Source organism: Ensifer sp. Root423 (assembly GCF_001426275.1).
GTDB classification, from domain to species: domain Bacteria; phylum Pseudomonadota; class Alphaproteobacteria; order Rhizobiales; family Rhizobiaceae; genus Ensifer; species Ensifer adhaerens.
Genome location: NZ_LMEG01000002.1, coordinates 315,582 through 331,709, shown reverse-complemented (window position 1 = coordinate 331,709; position 16,128 = coordinate 315,582). Strand labels below are relative to the sequence as shown.

Annotated in this window: 12 protein-coding genes; 10 read left to right on the top strand and 2 right to left on the bottom strand. The window is 63.7% G+C overall.

Annotated elements, in window-relative coordinates; all coding sequences use genetic code 11:
• Positions 1-43: 43 nt before the first annotated feature.
• Positions 44-1,459 (bottom strand): aldehyde dehydrogenase family protein, encoded by a 1,416-nt coding sequence (locus ASD01_RS05385; RefSeq protein ID WP_060517859.1) that lies wholly within the window; start codon positions 1,457-1,459, stop codon positions 44-46.
• Positions 1,460-1,555: 96 nt separating this feature from the next.
• On the opposite strand from ASD01_RS05385, the gene ASD01_RS05380 reads away from it, so the two are divergent.
• From ASD01_RS05380 to ASD01_RS05335, 10 genes are all read left to right on the top strand, one after another.
• The gene (locus tag ASD01_RS05380) at positions 1,556-2,497 is read left to right on the top strand and encodes a LysR family transcriptional regulator (RefSeq protein ID WP_060529293.1); all 942 of its coding nucleotides are present in this window, start codon (positions 1,556-1,558) and stop codon (positions 2,495-2,497) included.
• Positions 2,498-2,614: 117 nt separating this feature from the next.
• Positions 2,615-3,157: an RNA polymerase sigma factor gene (locus ASD01_RS05375; RefSeq protein ID WP_034787638.1), complete on the top strand. Its 543-nt coding sequence runs from the start codon at positions 2,615-2,617 to the stop codon at positions 3,155-3,157.
• Between the two features lie 165 nt (positions 3,158-3,322).
• On the top strand, positions 3,323-4,321 hold the full coding sequence (locus ASD01_RS05370; protein WP_051659105.1) for a FecR family protein: 999 nt from the start codon (positions 3,323-3,325) through the stop codon (positions 4,319-4,321).
• Positions 4,322-4,438: 117 nt separating this feature from the next.
• Complete coding sequence (locus ASD01_RS05365) at positions 4,439-6,745, top strand: TonB-dependent receptor (protein WP_082566290.1); 2,307 nt, start codon at positions 4,439-4,441, stop codon at positions 6,743-6,745.
• Positions 6,746-6,855: 110 nt separating this feature from the next.
• On the top strand, positions 6,856-7,146 hold the full coding sequence (locus ASD01_RS05360) for a DUF2218 domain-containing protein (protein WP_034787636.1): 291 nt from the start codon (positions 6,856-6,858) through the stop codon (positions 7,144-7,146).
• 102 nt (positions 7,147-7,248) lie between these two features.
• On the top strand, positions 7,249-9,033 hold the full coding sequence (locus ASD01_RS05355) for an IucA/IucC family protein (protein ID WP_060529292.1): 1,785 nt from the start codon (positions 7,249-7,251) through the stop codon (positions 9,031-9,033).
• Complete coding sequence (locus ASD01_RS05350) at positions 9,017-10,753, top strand: IucA/IucC family protein (RefSeq protein WP_060643612.1); 1,737 nt, start codon at positions 9,017-9,019, stop codon at positions 10,751-10,753. Before ASD01_RS05355 ends, ASD01_RS05350 begins: the two co-directional genes overlap by 17 nt.
• Positions 10,750-12,030, top strand: coding sequence for an AMP-binding protein (locus tag ASD01_RS05345; RefSeq protein WP_034787620.1), 1,281 nt, complete (start codon positions 10,750-10,752; stop codon positions 12,028-12,030). The genes ASD01_RS05350 and ASD01_RS05345 overlap by 4 nt, the downstream gene beginning before the upstream one ends.
• Positions 12,027-13,337 (top strand): DUF6005 family protein, encoded by a 1,311-nt coding sequence (locus ASD01_RS05340; RefSeq protein WP_060529014.1) that lies wholly within the window; start codon positions 12,027-12,029, stop codon positions 13,335-13,337. Before ASD01_RS05345 ends, ASD01_RS05340 begins: the two co-directional genes overlap by 4 nt.
• Positions 13,334-14,179, top strand: coding sequence for a sugar phosphate isomerase/epimerase family protein (locus tag ASD01_RS05335; RefSeq protein ID WP_060529013.1), 846 nt, complete (start codon positions 13,334-13,336; stop codon positions 14,177-14,179). Before ASD01_RS05340 ends, ASD01_RS05335 begins: the two co-directional genes overlap by 4 nt.
• Before the next feature lie 57 nt (positions 14,180-14,236).
• Here the strand turns inward: ASD01_RS05335 and ASD01_RS05330 are convergent, their stop codons facing one another.
• The gene (locus tag ASD01_RS05330; protein ID WP_159415697.1) at positions 14,237-16,060 is read right to left on the bottom strand and encodes an adenylate/guanylate cyclase domain-containing protein; all 1,824 of its coding nucleotides are present in this window, start codon (positions 16,058-16,060) and stop codon (positions 14,237-14,239) included.
• Positions 16,061-16,128: the final 68 nt, after the last annotated feature.

The following is a 16,128-nucleotide window of genomic DNA, read 5'->3' as shown; positions in this document are numbered from 1 at the left end:
CTCGCCCGGACGACCCGTCGGGTCGAGCCGTCCGGGCGAGGCATCACCCGATGATCGCCTTCGGTTCGAGGAAGGCGTCGAGGCCGAAGGGACCGAATTCGCGGCCGATGCCGGATTGCTTGAACCCGCCGAAGGGCGCTTGAGCGTCGGCCGGGGTTTCGTTGATCACCACGCGCCCCGCCTCCAATTGTCGGGCGATGCTGCGCATACGTTCGGCGTCGGTGCCAAGAACGTAGGACTGCAATCCGTATTCCGTGTCGTTGGCAATCGCGATCGCTTCCGCTTCCGTTTCGTAGGAAAGAACGCTGAGCACGGGGCCGAAGACTTCCTCGCGCGCAATCCGCATGTCGTTGGTCACACCGGAAAAGACGGTCGGGCGGACGAACCATCCCCGTTGCAGCCCTTCCGGCCGGCCTTCGCCGCCGACAAGAAGCGTCGCACCCTCTTCCTGCCCCAGGCGGATATAGGCCTGGACACGCTCCCACTGCCGGGCGCTCACCATCGGGCCGATGTCGGAGGCCGGATCGCTCGAAGGTCCGGGTCGCAGCGCGGAAACGGCGTGCGCAAGGCGCGATATCACCTCCGTATGTCTTCGCTTCGGAACAAGAAGCCGGGTTCCGGCGATGCAGGCCTGCCCGCTGTTGCGGAAGGCCGATGCCAGAACATGCGGGATCGCCCGGTCGAGGTCCGCGTCATCGAGCAGGATCTGCGGCCCTTTTCCGCCCAGTTCGAGCGTGACGCGCTTGAAGCTTTCCGCTGCATTGCGCAGGATCTCCCGACCGGTCGTGGTGGAGCCAGTGAAGGTGATCTTGGCGATGTCGGGATGCCGGCTGAGTTCCGCGCCGACCACGTGGCCGTAGCCGTTGACGACATTGAGGACGCCATCGGGCAGTCGCGCTTCGTGCAAGACTTCGAGCAGCACCTGGGTCTGGATAGCGCTCATCTCCGACGGCTTGATCACGATGGTCGTGCCGGCCGCGATCGCCGTGGCGAGTTTGGTGCAGATGAAGCCGATGTTGCTGTTCCAGGGTGTGATTGCCGCGGCCACGCCCACGGGTTCCATCACCACCTCCGCATTGCCGATACGACGGGTAAAGGCGTAGTCGGCCACGGTCCTTGCCGCGACGTCGAACACGTTCGCGGCGTGCGGCACGGAGAATGCGAGGAACGACTGCGGCGCGCCGTATTCGATGGTCATGGCCGCACGAAGCGCATCGGCGTTGGCGGCGACAGCCTTCGCCAGCGTTTGCAGCATGGCGATGCGTTCGGCCGGTGTCGTTTGCCGCATGGCCGGGAAGGCCCGTTTCGCGGCAGCAATGGCCGCGTGCGCATCCCGATTGTCGCCCAGCCGGACCTCGCCGATCTTTTCCTCCGTGGCGGGATTGAAAAGCGCGAAGCGCTCGTCGCCGTGAGGCGCAACGAAAGCGCCATCGACATATATCTGCTCAATGATCTTCATCGTCCGATTTCCTGTTGCGATGAAAAGGATATGCATCGGAACGATCGTCAGGATAAGATCATCAATCACAGACACTCTGATGAGGAAAATAGCGCAATGAAGGCGAGCCTGTCCGAACTGGAGGCGGTGGCGGCAATCGCGCGGCTCGGCGGCTTTCGGGCCGCTGCCCGGGAACTCGGGGTTTCGTCCTCGTCGTTGAGCCATGCGGTCCTGGCGCTGGAGGCGCGCCTCAATGTGCGCCTGTTCAACCGCACGACGCGATCGGTGGCGCTGACGACGGCAGGCGAGGCTTTCGTTGCCGAGATCCTGCCGGCTCTTGCCGCCATCGACGGCGCCGTCGAGCGGGCGACGGAGTCTCAGGCACGACCGAGCGGCATGCTGCGGCTCAACACCTCCCCGGGAGCGGCGAAGATGGTTTTGCGGCCGCTACTGATCGAGTATCTGAGGCGATATCCAGAGATGGCGCTGGAGGTTGCGACCGACAATGCGCTGGTGGATATCGTAGCGCTCGGTTTCGACGCCGGGTTTCGTCTCGCCGAGGCGGTTCCTCCGGATATGGTCGCCGTTCCGGTCGTGCCTCAGTCGAGCATGATCGTCGTGGGTTCGCCGGACTATTTTCGCGAAAGAGCGGTGCCGCTGCTGCCGGGCGATCTGAGGCAGCACGCCTGCATCCGGGCGCGCATGGCAAGCGGCAGGATCTATCACTGGGAGTTTTCCCGGCGCGGGGAAAGCGTCGAAATCGATGCGCCGGGACCGCTCATCCTCGACGACAGCGAACTCATGCTTCAGGCGGCTCTCGGCGGGGTGGGACTGGCCTATCTCTCCGATCATCACGTCCGCGACGACGTCGAGGCCGGGCGTCTGGTTCCGGTGCTGGAAGAGTGGACGCCGCCCTACGATGGGCTATGTCTCTATTTTCCTGGCCGCCGGCACGTACCGGCGAAATTGCGTGCCCTGATCGATCTGGTCCGGGAACTGCGTTCCGGCGGCCCCCGCGCGCCCGCTCACACCCCGCATTCGCCAGCCTTGAAATTTTAACATGAGTATTACAGACAAGTTTATTTCTGCGTGCTAAGAGACACGGCGCTCGATTGGTCCCTTGGCCATAGATCGCCTCTCGGCAGGGGTGCGCACGCCGCGCCAAATCGAAATTATATGATCGGATCAGACACAGTGGTCGACATCGATACGCGCCATCAGGTCTATTTCGCCAACCGTACTGCCCTGGTCGCCTATGCCACGCGGATCGTCGGATCGCGGGAAACGGCCGAAGATATCGTGCAGGAGGCCTTCATTCGATTTGCGCCGGCAAACACCGGCAATCCGCCTTCTGCCGGACCGTCCGGGCTTTCGCTCGCGTATCTCTACAAGATCGTCCGCAACCTGTCCCTCGACCTCTTGAAGCGCCGCAAGATCGAAGCGCGGGAAGAGCAGAGCGAGCCGCCGTTCTGGTCGATGCCGATCGAGGTGCCGACGCCCGAGGACATCATTCTCGTCAGCGACGAAATCAGACGCATCTCCGGCATTCTCGAAGACCTTCCCGAGGAAGTGCGGGTCGCGCTCGAGATGCACCGTTTCGGCGGCTACACCCTCGAAGAGATCGCCGCCCATCTCGACATCTCCGTCGCGACGGCGCACCGCCACGTGCGCGCCGCCATGATGCGGGTTGCGACAACGCTTGCGGGTGGGGCCTCCTAGAATTTCAGGGGTCCCCGTGTGAAAAAAAATCGGGTGCTGGTCGTCTTTATGACAGAGCGAAAGTACCACGGAAGCGTCCCGCTTCCCGGTGACGCCGCTTGACGGGGTTGGGGGCTACAGAAACAAAGTGCTAGGGCGTCGAACATCCAAGCGGCAGGCAGGGCTTTGACCAAGGACAACCACATATCGGAGGCGCTGCTCGAAGAGGCCATGGATTGGTTCCTCGAGTTGAAGGCGCGCCCGAACTGTCGCGACACGCAAGCCCGGTTCCGCGCCTGGCTGGGCCAGTCGGAATTGCATGGCCAAGCCTGGCAGACGGCGTTGCGGACCTGGCAGCTGCTCGGTGAGGTGCCGCCGGTGCACGAGCATCTATGGCGTGGGGCAAGGCCGTCCGTTTTCGTCGAGCCACCGGTCCGCCAACGTCGCCGGATGGGAACGGGCGGCTTGGTCGCCGGCGTGGCGCTGGCGCTTGCTGCCTGCCTCGTCCTCTTCGTCTCCCTGCCGTCGCTTCTCGTGTGGTGGCAGGCCGATCACGTGACCGAGACGGCGCAAAACAGGACGATTACGCTTGCGGACGGGACGATCATCGAAATGGGCGGCGGCAGCGCCATCGCCACCGACATCAGCGCCGGCACCCGCCATGTCAGGCTGCTGAAGGGCGAAGCCTATTTCAACGTCGCCCGCGATCCCTCGCGTCCCTTTGTCGTTGAGGCGGGTGGCGTCGAGGTGTCCGTGCTGGGGACTGCGTTTGATGTGCAGCTGGCGAGCACGGAGACGACCGTCGAGCTGGCGCACGGCACGGTGGCCGTCTCCTATAGTGCAAACGCGCACAAGCAGAATTTCGAACTGGCCCCGGGAGAAATGGCGACGGTGAGCCATGCGACCGGCGCAGTCTTGCGAAGCGCGATCGCGGCGGATGATATCGGCGCCTGGCGAAGCGGCAGGATGTTCGTCAATGATGTCACGGTCGCCGCTGCCGCCGAGCGGCTGCAGCGCTACCATTCTGCCTGGATTTCCATTCCGCAGCCGGATCTGGCAGGGCGGCGTGTAACCGGCGTCTACGATCTGAAGGATCCGGATCGGGCGCTCCAGGCGCTGGTGCAGCCTTTCGGCGGCAAGGTACGCGAGGTGACCCCCTATGGCCGCATCCTGACGCGGTTTTAATTGGAGTAAAAAAATCAGGAAAAAATCGCGCGCCGGTGAAAAAAAATCCGGGGCCGGTCGTCTTTGGTTGGAAACGCGCGCCCGCAAGGCCGCGTGGAATGCCGAGACGGGGGTAAAATGCGTTCGCCGAAATGCCGCAAGGGACATCTGAAATTCGATACGGGACGTCGCCGTGAAAGACGGCGCCTGCTGACGACGACGGCGATCGCCGCGTTTTCCTCGCTCGCGCTGATGCCCGTTTCCACGGCCTCCGCCCAGCAGACCACGTCGCGCGTCAGCAACGCCCGCAGCTTCGACATCCCGTCGCAGCCGCTTTCCACCGCGCTCAACGCCTTCGGGCGGCAGTCCGGCCTGCAGGTGACCCTGGCGGCTTCCACCTCGCAGGGGCTTCGCTCGGCGACGGTCAGCGGAACGATGACGGCGGACCAGGCGCTTGCCCGGCTTTTGTCGGGCACCGGCATTTCCTACAGGATATCGGGCGGCACCGCGCTGGTCGGCTCGGCCGTGTCGGCGGGTGGCAGCGCTGCTGTCGCTGCGGACGGAGCAACGGTCCTCGATCCGATTTCGGCCTTCGGTGCCGGGCCGCTCGGCGCCGGCGAGATCGTCATCTCGTCGGAAGACCTGAAGCGCAAGAACCCCGCCAACATTGCCGACGTGTTTTCCGGCGAGCCCGGCATTTCGGTCGGCAGCTCGTTGCCGATGTCGCAGAAGGTCTACGTCCACGGCATCGAGGAAACCAGCCTCGCTGTCACGATGGATGGCGGCCGACAGAACAACAAGGTCTTCCACCACAACGGCACCAACCTCATTGACCCCGGCCTGCTGAAGGCCGTCAACGTCGATGCCGGCGTTGCGCCGGCCGATGCCGGTCCCGGGGCGCTTGCCGGCGCGATCGCTTACGAGACGATCGACGCGCGCGATCTGCTCGATGGCGACGGCTTCGGCGGCTTTGTCACGTCGAGCTACAATTTCAACAGCGACACGGTGACGACCGGGATCTCCGCATACGGCATGCGCGACGGGCTCGAGTTCCTCGGCTACTTCAATTTCGGCAACGGCAACGATTTCACCGCCGGCAATGGGCAGGACGTGGAAGGCACCTCGACAGACGTGTTGAGCGGGCTTGGCAAGCTTGCCTACGAGTTCGACAGCGGCGACCGTTTCGAGATCAGCCACGACCGCATTCGCGACGACGCGCCGCGTCCGTTTCGCGCTAATATCGGCTTTATCGACGGACGCCCACCATGGGAGCCGCGCGTGCGCGACTACATGCTCGACCGGCAGAACACGGTGTTTACCTATACCGACAGCACGCCGGAGGGCTGGTGGGATCCAACGCTGATGCTCGCCTACTCCAGGACGGAGGTCGAAATTCCGATCATCCTGCCGCCGCGCCTCAACATTCCGCCCTATCCCGCCACCGGCACCACGAGCAGCTTCAACGGCAAGTTCGAGAACAAGTTCTCGTTCGACATGGGTAACGTCATTGCCGGCGTTGACTTTTATGACGACAAGGCTGACCTCGACGACATGTTCGATGCCAGCACCGAGAAGGCGCGCAATGTCGGCATCTATGCCCAGGCCCGGCTCGAGCCCTGGGAGAGAACGCGCCTCTCCTTCGGTGCGCGCGGCGACACGCAGCAGTTTACCGGGACGACGGGAGAAGAGTGGAACAATTCGGGCCTCAGCGGCAACGTCTCGGGCGAGTACGACCTCATCGAGGACCTGCTGACCGCCAAGGCGGGCTATTCGCACGTCTGGGCAGGCATTCCGCTCGCCGAAAACTTCATCATGAATCCCAACTGGAACTATGGCAGCGGTCCGAAGCCGGTGACGGCGGACAACTATATCCTGGGCCTGGAGGCGAACTACAACGACTTCACCGTCGAGGGCAGCGTCTTCCAAACCGATATCGATGACGCGCGCACGCCGCGTTATGCGGTCACGCGCGGGATCGAAGCGCATGACGTCCGCTCGCGCGGCTTCGAGATCGGCGCCGGCTACAGCTGGGGCGATGGTTTTTTCAAGGTGAAATACGCCAATATCGACGTGGAGATCGACGGCAAGCCTGCCGATTCTGATCTCGGCACCTATCTGGCCGCGCCGGCCGGCCAGATCATCACGCTGCAAGCGGTCCACACGCTGACGGACTGGGGCGTCACTTTCGGGGCCGACGCGGAAATTGCGCTCGACTACGACGACGTTGCCGACGGCAGCAAGCCCTTCGAGGGCTACCAAGTCTTCAACGCCTTTGTCGAATACGTGCCGCCGGAGCGGCCGAACCTGTCGCTGCGCGCCGAACTGAAGAACATTTTCGACGAAACCTATTCGGATCGGGCGACCTACGGTCAGGAGTTCGGAACGGTGACGCCACTCTACGAGCCGGGCCGTTCCTTCATCCTGACCGCCAAGGCGACTTTCTAGGGCGTCCGCGACCGCAACGGCCGCCGCCTCCAGGTGGCCGTTGCCTCAACAAGCGGAGGCGGCCACCCAAGCGCCGCCCACGCAAGCGAAAGCCGAAACGGGAGTTCCAGATGCAAGAAGCCACCACCCATTTTGCGACGGAAGACGGCCAGAAATACCTGACGCAGCTCTGCAAGCATTTCGCCCACAAGGTCGACGTCGAACAGGAGGGCCCGCGCGCCGAGCTCAGGTTTTCCTGCGGCACCGGCTACCTCCATGCCACATCAGAAGGCTTGAGCATCCGCGCCCGCTCACCCGATGACGCCAACCTTGCGGACACGAAATCGGTGATCGAAAGCCATCTTCTGCGCTTCGCGTTCCGGGAAGAGCCCGATCCGCTTGCCTGGCAGCCCGCCGGCTAAGCGAACCGCTCGCAAGCTAGTTCCGACAAGAAAATTCAATGTGTTGGTCGAAAGCGCCCAACGCAATTGCGCGGCTATGCGTGTCGCGTGCCGAGGATCAGGATGCAATCGTCTAGGCAAATAGCAGAAATCGCCACCTTTCAAAGCTTCGCAAACTGCTACCTGCGCGAAGTCAATCCGGGCATCCGGGCCATGCATCGCGCCGCAGGCGGCGCCGTCGACTGCGTGGAATGGTCTCTGCCCAGGCAGCAGATGATCCTGCGCGCCGAGGTGACATCGCCGTCGCTCTGCGGCCCACACCATTTCGGCAGGGTCTGGGGCAGGGGCGTGTCCGACGCCACCTGGCGCCATATCGAACTGATTTCGGCGCTCCATATCCTGGTGCACGAATGCTACCGCCAGGTCGACGAGGCCAAGGCCGACGTTTTGCGCGGCTTCGAGCTCGAACTCTTGATGCGCGTGCTCGAAAGTTACCAGCAAACGGCACTCTATATCGACAGGGCCGCGCCGGAGCCGGCGGACGGCGGTCATTTCATCGAAGCGGAGCAGTCGCTCGTCTTTGGCCATTGGCAGCACCCGACGCCGAAGAGCCGCCAGGGCATGACCTATTGGCAGCAGGAGAGCTACGCGCCGGAACTGCGCGGCCAGTTCAAACTGCACTACTTCGCGGCAAAACGCGGCGATATCAGGCACGATTGCGCGCGCGCGGTTGCAGCGCCCGAGATCGTGCGGTCCCTCGTCGGGTCGGATGCTAACGGCATCGCGCTCGGAGACGACGAGTATCTGTTGCCGATGCATCCGCTTCAGGCTGAAGCCCTGCTGCTTGATCCCGATATCCGCGGCATGCTGGGGGACGGGCGGCTGCGGCATCTCGGCCCCGCCGGCCCGGCCTTTACCGCGACCTCGTCGGTGCGCACGGTTTACGGCGCCGATGCCGGCTGGATGCTTAAATTTTCCCTGCCCGTGCGCATCACCAACTCTGTGCGTCTCAATCGTCGTCAGGAGCTCGAAGCGGGTGTCGCAATGGCGAAGCTGATTGACCGGATCGGTTTTGCCGAACGCTCGCGAAACTTCCGCATCATTCAAGACCCCGCCTATATCACGCTCGAGCTGCCCGGACGCAGCGAGAGCGGCTTTGAAGTCATCCTGCGGGAGAACCCATTTGCGGACGGCGGTGGGCGGGGCGTCGTCACCGTCGCGGCCCTGACGGCCGATCCGCTACCGGGGCAGGTTTCGCGCCTCGAACGGCTGGTTCGGACGGTCGCCGCCCGTACGGGCGAGAGCCTGCTCGATGCGACGCACCTCTGGTTTCGCCGGTATCTCGATTGCGCCGTCGAGCCGCTGATCCGCCTCTATGACGATTATGGTATAGCGCTCGAAGCCCACCAGCAAAACAGCCTGCTGGACGTCGGCACCGGCTATCCGTCCGTCAGCTACTATCGGGACAATCAGGGCTTCTATCTGTCGGAGCGGTACCGCAGCCTGATTGCCGGCCATGTGCCCGAGACGCAAACGATCGCGTCCCTCTATTTTGCCGAGAGCGAGATTCGGGATCGCTTCGCCTATTACCTGATCGTCAATCAGGTCTTCTCGGTGATAAGCCGCATGGGCCATGACGGGCTCTGCGATGAGAGCCTGCTCCTGCGCGAACTGCGCGGGCATCTCGAGCGCTATGCCAGCCGAATGAGTGGCGCCGGGCGTGACTTTGCCCGTCACGTGCTCGACCTGCCGACGATCGTCTCCAAGGCCAACCTGACGACGCGTCTCTACGACGTCGACGAACTGCAATCCAGCAACGCGCCGTCCCTTTATCGCCCCGTGCCGAACCCGCTGAGGGCGCCGGCTGTTCTGACTGCGCCGAGGACCGACCATGCCATTGCCTCTTGATCTCAAGGGCCGCCCGGACGAGCGGGTGCTTCGCCAGCTCGTTGCCGCGCTGCTGTTCGAAGGTATCGTTGAGGCCAGCGAGCACACGGACGGGGATGTCACCACCTTCCACTGGTCGATCGGCGGCCGGCAGTTCCGCTGCCACGGCGCCATCGGCCCCTTTGGCCGGCTCCGGCTGGCTGCCGGATCGGTAGAGATGCGCGATGATGCGGACGGCTGGGTCGTGCCGCCGCTGGCGCAGCTGGTATCCGTCCTGCCGGGCAGCGGACCGACGCGCGGAAAGCTGCTCAACGAACTCACGCAGACGATCGCCTTCAGCGCCTGGAACGAGCGTCAGGTACCGGCGCGGCTGCGCCGCGCTTTGTCATTTGCGGAGTTGGAGGGAGCGCTTGAGGAGGGCCATCCCTATCATCCCTGCTACAAGGCGCGTACCGGCTTTTCCGTCGCCGACCATGCAGCCTATGGGCCCGAAATGGGAGGAGCGTTCCAGCTCGTCTGGCTTCTGGTGGCGCGCAAGCATCTTCGCTGCGCGATCCCCGGTGACGAGGATGCCTTCTTGGAAGCGGAACTGGGGGAGGAAACCTGGTCCGAACTCCGGGCGAAGCGGCAAGAGCGCGGTGTTTCGCCTGATGCGTTCGGTCTCGTACCGCTGCATCCCTGGCAATGGCGCGAACTCCGTGAGAGACAGCTTTCTGGCTGGATCGCCGCGGGCGAAGCCCTTTGCCTCGGCCCGGCGGGGGACCGATACACGGCGACGCAGTCGGTCCGATCCCTGTTGAACCGGGACCGACCGTTGGCCGCGAGCGTCAAGCTGCCGCTCAACATCGTCAACACCTCGTCGCGCCGTACCCTTGAGCCGCATTCGGTCTGCACGGCGCCGGTGATCTCGCGCTGGATCGCCGAGATGGTTGCCGGAGATCCGGCCTTTCGCGACCGCTATCCGCTCACCGTCCTGCAGGAATATGCCGGCATCATAGCCGACAGCGACGGCCCTTTGGCCGGACAGGTCGCAGCCATCTGGCGCGAGAACGCGGAAGCGACGCTTGGCTCCGGCGAGGCCGTCATTCCCTTCAACGCGCTGATGATGGTCGAAGCGGACGGGCGTGCCTTCGCCGACGACTGGATCCAGCGCTTCGGCTTGATGCCCTGGATCAACCGCCTGATTGAAGTCGCGGTCCTGCCTGTCTGGCACCTGCTGGTGCACCATGGGCTTGCGGTAGAAGCGCACGGGCAGAACATGCTGCTCGTCCATCGCGATGGCTGGCCGGCCCGGCTGATCCTGCGCGATTTTCACGAGAGCATCGAGTTTTCGCCGGGCTTTCTGCGCGCGCCGGAAAAGGCGCCGGATTTCCTGTCGCTCGAGCCGATCTACCGGGAGGCGGAGCCCGACCAGTTCTATTGGACGGACAACCTGGATTCGCTGCGCGAATTGGTGATGGACACGCTGTTCGTCTACAATTTGAGTGAGATCTCCCACCTTCTCGACCACTGCTACAACCTGCCGGAAACGCTCTTCTGGCAGCGCGTTCAAACCGTGCTTGCCGCCTACGAGGCGGAGCACGGCGCGACGGAGCGGCTGGCGCAGCTCGGCTGCGACCAACCCCGCATCCTGACCGAATCCCTGATGACGAGGAAGCTGCTCGCGCTCAAGCCGGAATACCACCACGAGGTGGCAAACGCCTTGGCCGCAAGGATGCTTCAACGAAGGAGAAAGCCATGATCCGTATCGATGACAGGCTCTATGACGAGGCCTATTTCAGCGCCAGATCGGCCGAACTCGCAGCCGAGATCGGCCTTGGCGCACAGGACACCGGCCGCTACGCCGTCTGCTTCTCGGAGACGGTCGATTGGCTGGCTCTGTTCTTTGCCATCCGCAAGGCGGGCGCGAGCGTGCTGCCGATCCATCCGGGCACACCCTATCCGGCCGCGCGCAAGCTCGCGATCGGCGCCGGCTGCGACCGGCTGTTCTACAACAGCCTGACGGCCGAAGTTCTCGAACCATCCGACCTGCTTTCGGCTGAGGGCACGCTGTTGCAGATGAGCTCCGGAACGACGGGCGCGCCGAAATGCGTGGCGCGCAACTGGACGGAAATCGATGCCGAGATCGAAAGCTATGTCGCCACCTTCCGCGAACCGGAGGACATGACGCCGGTCGTCGCCTGCCCGACCACCCATTCCTACGGGCTGATCTGCGGCATCCTGGTGGCGCTGAAGCGTGGGCAGACGCCGGTCATCGTCAACACCGCGAACCCGAAATATCTCCTGAAGGTGCTGCGCGAGATCGAACGGCCGCTGCTCTATTCCTCGCCGGCGATCCTGCACACGCTGGCGCGGCTGACGCCCGCGGGCGAACAGATCCACGCAACGATGACGTCGGGCACGCTGCTTCCCGATCCGTGGTTTGCCGACATTCGCGCCAAGAGCCGGTTCATGTTCCAGCAATATGGCTGCTCGGAATCCGGCTGCATCGCCATCAATCCGGATGTGACTTCCGCCGGTGACATGGGCTTCGTCCTGCCGCATCTGATCGCCGCCACCGGCAACACCGCCGAGGACGCGGGTGAGATCGTCGTTAGCAACGGCGACGGCGCGCCGATCCACACGCGTGACCTCGGCTACCGGCGCGCCGACGGCATGCTGGTCTTCGTTTCCCGCCTGGACGACATGATCAACGTCTCCGGCCTCAACGTCTATCCGAAAGACGTGGAGGATGCCGTCATGGCGATGCCGGCGGTCACCGACGCCGTGGCCTTCCGCAAGGCCGATCGTTTTGCCGGCGAGCGCGTGGCGCTGCTCTTTAGCGCCGAGGCGCCGGTGGCGCCGCAGGCCGTGCGCGAATGGTGCAGCCGACACCTCGCATCTCACCAGTTGCCGATGGAAATCCTGCAGATCGATGCAGTTCCGCGCCAGGCGAACGGCAAAATCAGCCGCCGCGATGTCGCGGCCCGTCATCTGGCAGGCGAATTCAACAAACCGATTGCGGGAGCCGCATCATGACCGAAAGCGAAGTTCTGGCGGCGATCGAGGCCGTCCTGACCGACAAAATGGCGCATGGACATATGGACGGCTTCGGCCTCGATGCCCGTCTCAACGAAGATCTCTATCTCGACTCCGTGCTGATCCTCGAAATCTTCCTCAATCTCGAGCTCGAATACGGGTTGTCGGTGCCGGAAGAGGCGATCGCAAAACGGGAGATCGAAACGGTCGCCGATCTCGTCGCGCTCTATGTGCCGAAGCCGACCGCCGCCATCGTGCCCGCCTTTCCGCTCACCGGCGGGACGACCGACGAGGGGGTGCACGGCGAGGCCTATTACGACATCAAGGTCCATTGCTTCGTCAGTTGCGTCTCGGACGGCCTGAAGCGAAACGGGCTCGATCAGCGGCCGTTCTATTTCGGTGTCTGGGACGCGAAGTTCGCGGTCAGCGAGCGTTTCGAGCTTCTCTATCATGCGCCCGATATCACCCAGGAATTCTTCCGTGGCTGGTTCGAGCGGCTTTACGGCGTTTCCGTCGTCGAGTGGTACGATCCGCAGCGCACCAAGCTCGACAACCTCGCAGTGCTGCTCGGGCTGATGAAACAGCGCGGCGAAACCGGCTCGGTCATGGTCATGCTCGACATGTTCCACCTGCCGGAGCGGGAGAACAAGTTCAACCAGAACCCCTTCCCGCACTATCTGATGCTGCAGGAAACGGCCGATCCCGACACATGGTTCGTGCACGATCCCGACTATCGCTGGGAGGGCGAGATTGCCCGCGAGAAGGTCGTTCACGCCATCATGCAGCCGACTGTCGGCGGCGGTTATGTCTTCGACAATGCCGAGGCGCGCGCGCCGTTTGCCGAAGATCTGAGGGCCTATTTCGAGGCCTGCTTCGTCCGGGACCGCAATCCGCTGGTCGATGCCGTCAGAGCGATAGTCGCCGCGCATCTCGACGGGACGAACGGTATCGCACTCACTGATCTCGGCGCCGCGGTGCGGGAACTGCCTGTTATCACCATCCGAAAATACGCCTATGAGCACGGCTTTGCCTTCTACTGGCGGGCGCTGAAGTTGCCGGCCGCCGAGTTCGAGGGCTGGTGCGGGGAGATCGAGGCGCTGGTTCAGTCGCTGAAGACGCTGCACTACGCCTGCATGAAGCTCGCCCAGACAGGGGATCGCTCGCTGTTGGGCGCCGTCATCGAGCGTCTCGACGAAGCCGACCGGCTGGAGACGAAGCTGAAGGTCAAGCTCGCAGAGGTCTTCGATCTCTGGTGCGATCTTGCCATCCCCCAGGAAATCCGTCCCTTGAAGAGAATTGCGCGATGAGAGTTTCGCTCTGCACCATCACTTTCCGCCACCATCTGATCTCGCTCGACGAGATCGCCGCCTGGGCCGAGGCCAACGACTTCCAGGGTATCGAACTCTGGGGCGCGCATGCGCGCAACCTCTCGCCGCGCGCGGATCGCAACGCCGAATGGCTCGACGGCTACGGCCTCTCGGTGCCGATGATCAGCGATTACCTGCCGCTCGACGGCGACGTGGAAGCGCTGCGGCACAAGGCGGTCGAGCTTTGCCGACTGGCGCGCCGGTGGCGCACCCGCAAGATCCGCACCTTCGCGGGAAGCCGTGGCAGCCTTGACGTCAGCGCTGACGAGCGGCGGGAGATTGTCGAGCGCCTGAAGGAGATCTGCACCATTACCGCAAGCTACGGCATCCAGCTGCTTGTCGAAACGCATCCGAAGACGCTCGCCGACACGGCGGCCTCGACGATGCGGCTCATCGAAGAGGTGGACCATCCCTCCTTCGCCATCAATTTCGACACGCTGCATGTTTGGGAAGGCGGCGACGACCCGGTCGCCGTGCACCGTGCGATGAAACCGCACATTCGCCACTACCACCTGAAGAACATCGTCGGCCGGGCAGAACTTTCCGTCTTCGAGCCGGCCAATGTCTATGCCGCGGCCGGCAGCCGGCGCGGGATGACGCCGCTCTTCGAAGGGGTTGTCGACTACGAACGGTTCCTGACGGAGATCGCCGATGAGCCGTCGGTCGACGCGTCGCTTGAATGGTTCGGCAACGATTGTTTCGAGACCCTGCGTCGCGATCGCAGGCAGGTCCGCGAGGCGGTTGACGGGACCGAGCCGAACCGCCGGGCCGCCGGCCAATAGGCGTTACGCATCATGATGGCCCGGAGGTCTGCGCGCCGGCTCGTGTCGGCGCGGGGCCTATTGTGTCTGAAGCCTGTAGATCTCGGTCTCTTCGCTTCGGCCGGCCAGACAATGTTTGCCGAGCTGGGCGAGATCGGAGCGATCGTCATCAGCCACCAGACCGAAGGTTTCGCCGCTCAGGAGGATCATTACCTCTTCACTTGGCGCGATCGATTTGCCGAGCTGCTCCAGCCGGTTGCAGGCGTTCACCGTGTCGCCGACGATCGTATAGGCCGACCGACCGGTCATGCCGATATTGCCGGCAACGACCGACCCGGAATGGATACCGATGCGCACCCTGAGGGGCGGCAGGCCCTTTAGGCGTCGCTCGGCGTTGTCGCTGGCGATCGATTTGGCGATCGCCCGCGCTGCCCGGATTGCCCGATCTGCATGGTCCATTTGCGCGTCGGGTGCGCCCCAGAAGGCCATGACGCAATCACCGATGAACTTGTCGATGGTGCCGCCTTCGCTTTCGATGCAGTGGCCGAGCAGATCGAAGTGGCTGTTGAGCAGTGCCGCCACGTCGCCGGCGCTGGTCTTTTCTGCCGTCGCGGTGAAATCGACCACATCGGTGAACATGATGGTGACGGTGCGCTGGGTGGATGCCAGGTCCTCACGACCGATCAGGTGGCGCACGAGCTTCTTCGGCACATAGGTCTCAAGCCAGCGCAGCCCAGTCAGCATCGTGTTGTAGGCCTTAGCCTGCTCGTCGAGTTCGGTGAAGAGGCTGCCGGGAAGCGGCCGCAGAGCGGCAAAATCGAGCATGCCGACGGCACGGACCTCACGCGCCATGCTGGTGACCGGGCGAACGATCAGGCGACCGACAACCCACGCGATGACGATCGCGACGAACAGCACCGCGAGGCCGGCAATGCCGGCCCGCAGCAGGTCCCACACCGGCTTCTCGACCGCTTCGATCGGAACCTCGACACCGATAATGAGCGGAGAGGGAGCGTAGCCGCGGATCTCGCGCGTCAGGACGACCCGTCCGTCGTCCCCGAGCTTGACCGCGCGTATCTCCATGTCCGAATCGTCGAAGGTCTCGGCCGGTTCTTTCCACAGTGCGGCGAGAAAAGGGTCGCCCAGTTCGTCGAGCTTCGGCAACCGATGCTCCGCCGAAAGGAGCGGATGTCCCGCGGCCATCAGCGGATGGGCGAGAACCTGGTCGCGGCCGTAGAGGACGAAGGGCGTCGCCCCCGGGTTCGAGACGGCAATCTGGCGCAGGAAGTCGGACATGGTGTCGACCGTTATCGTGGCACGGAAAACGCCGGCAAATTCACCGTTGTGGTTTGCCGGTTGCTGCAAATTCGTGACTGACGTGCGTATCGCCGGATCGGGTACGAAATAGACGGGCCCCCAGTGAGGCGTGCCGCTGCGCCGCGCTTCCTCGATCTCCGCGCGCTCGTTGTCGCTCGTGACCTGGTCGGTATAGGAAAAGACACCCTTTGGACCCTGCGTAACGCCGATGATATCGCCGTTGGGCTTCACGAAAGAGAGTACTCGAACTTGCGGCGTTGCCGCCAGAGCGCCCGTCATCACGCGTTCGAACTTCGGCGAATCCTTCGGGTCGAGGCGGCCGGCACCGACCTCTCGCGCCAGAAAGGCGAGCTGATCCTCCACAGGCGAGAAGCGGCTGCCGATTTGCGTCTGCACCGCCTCCAGGCCGAGATGCGCCGATTGCACGAGCAGGTCGCGGGTCGTGCCCGCTGACATGAACCAGACGACCGAGAGGATAACGGCTGCGGTCAGGGCGACCAGGGCTGCCATCACGATCGCCAGGGTGCGCGACAGGGAGATGGTTCGGTTGGGTGTTTCGGCGTTAGTCGCCTTGGTCGTCTGCACCAGCATGCCTCATGTTGCAGCAGGTGCTCGCCATTCGCGCGGCCCCGCAAGGAATGCACCCTCTTCTA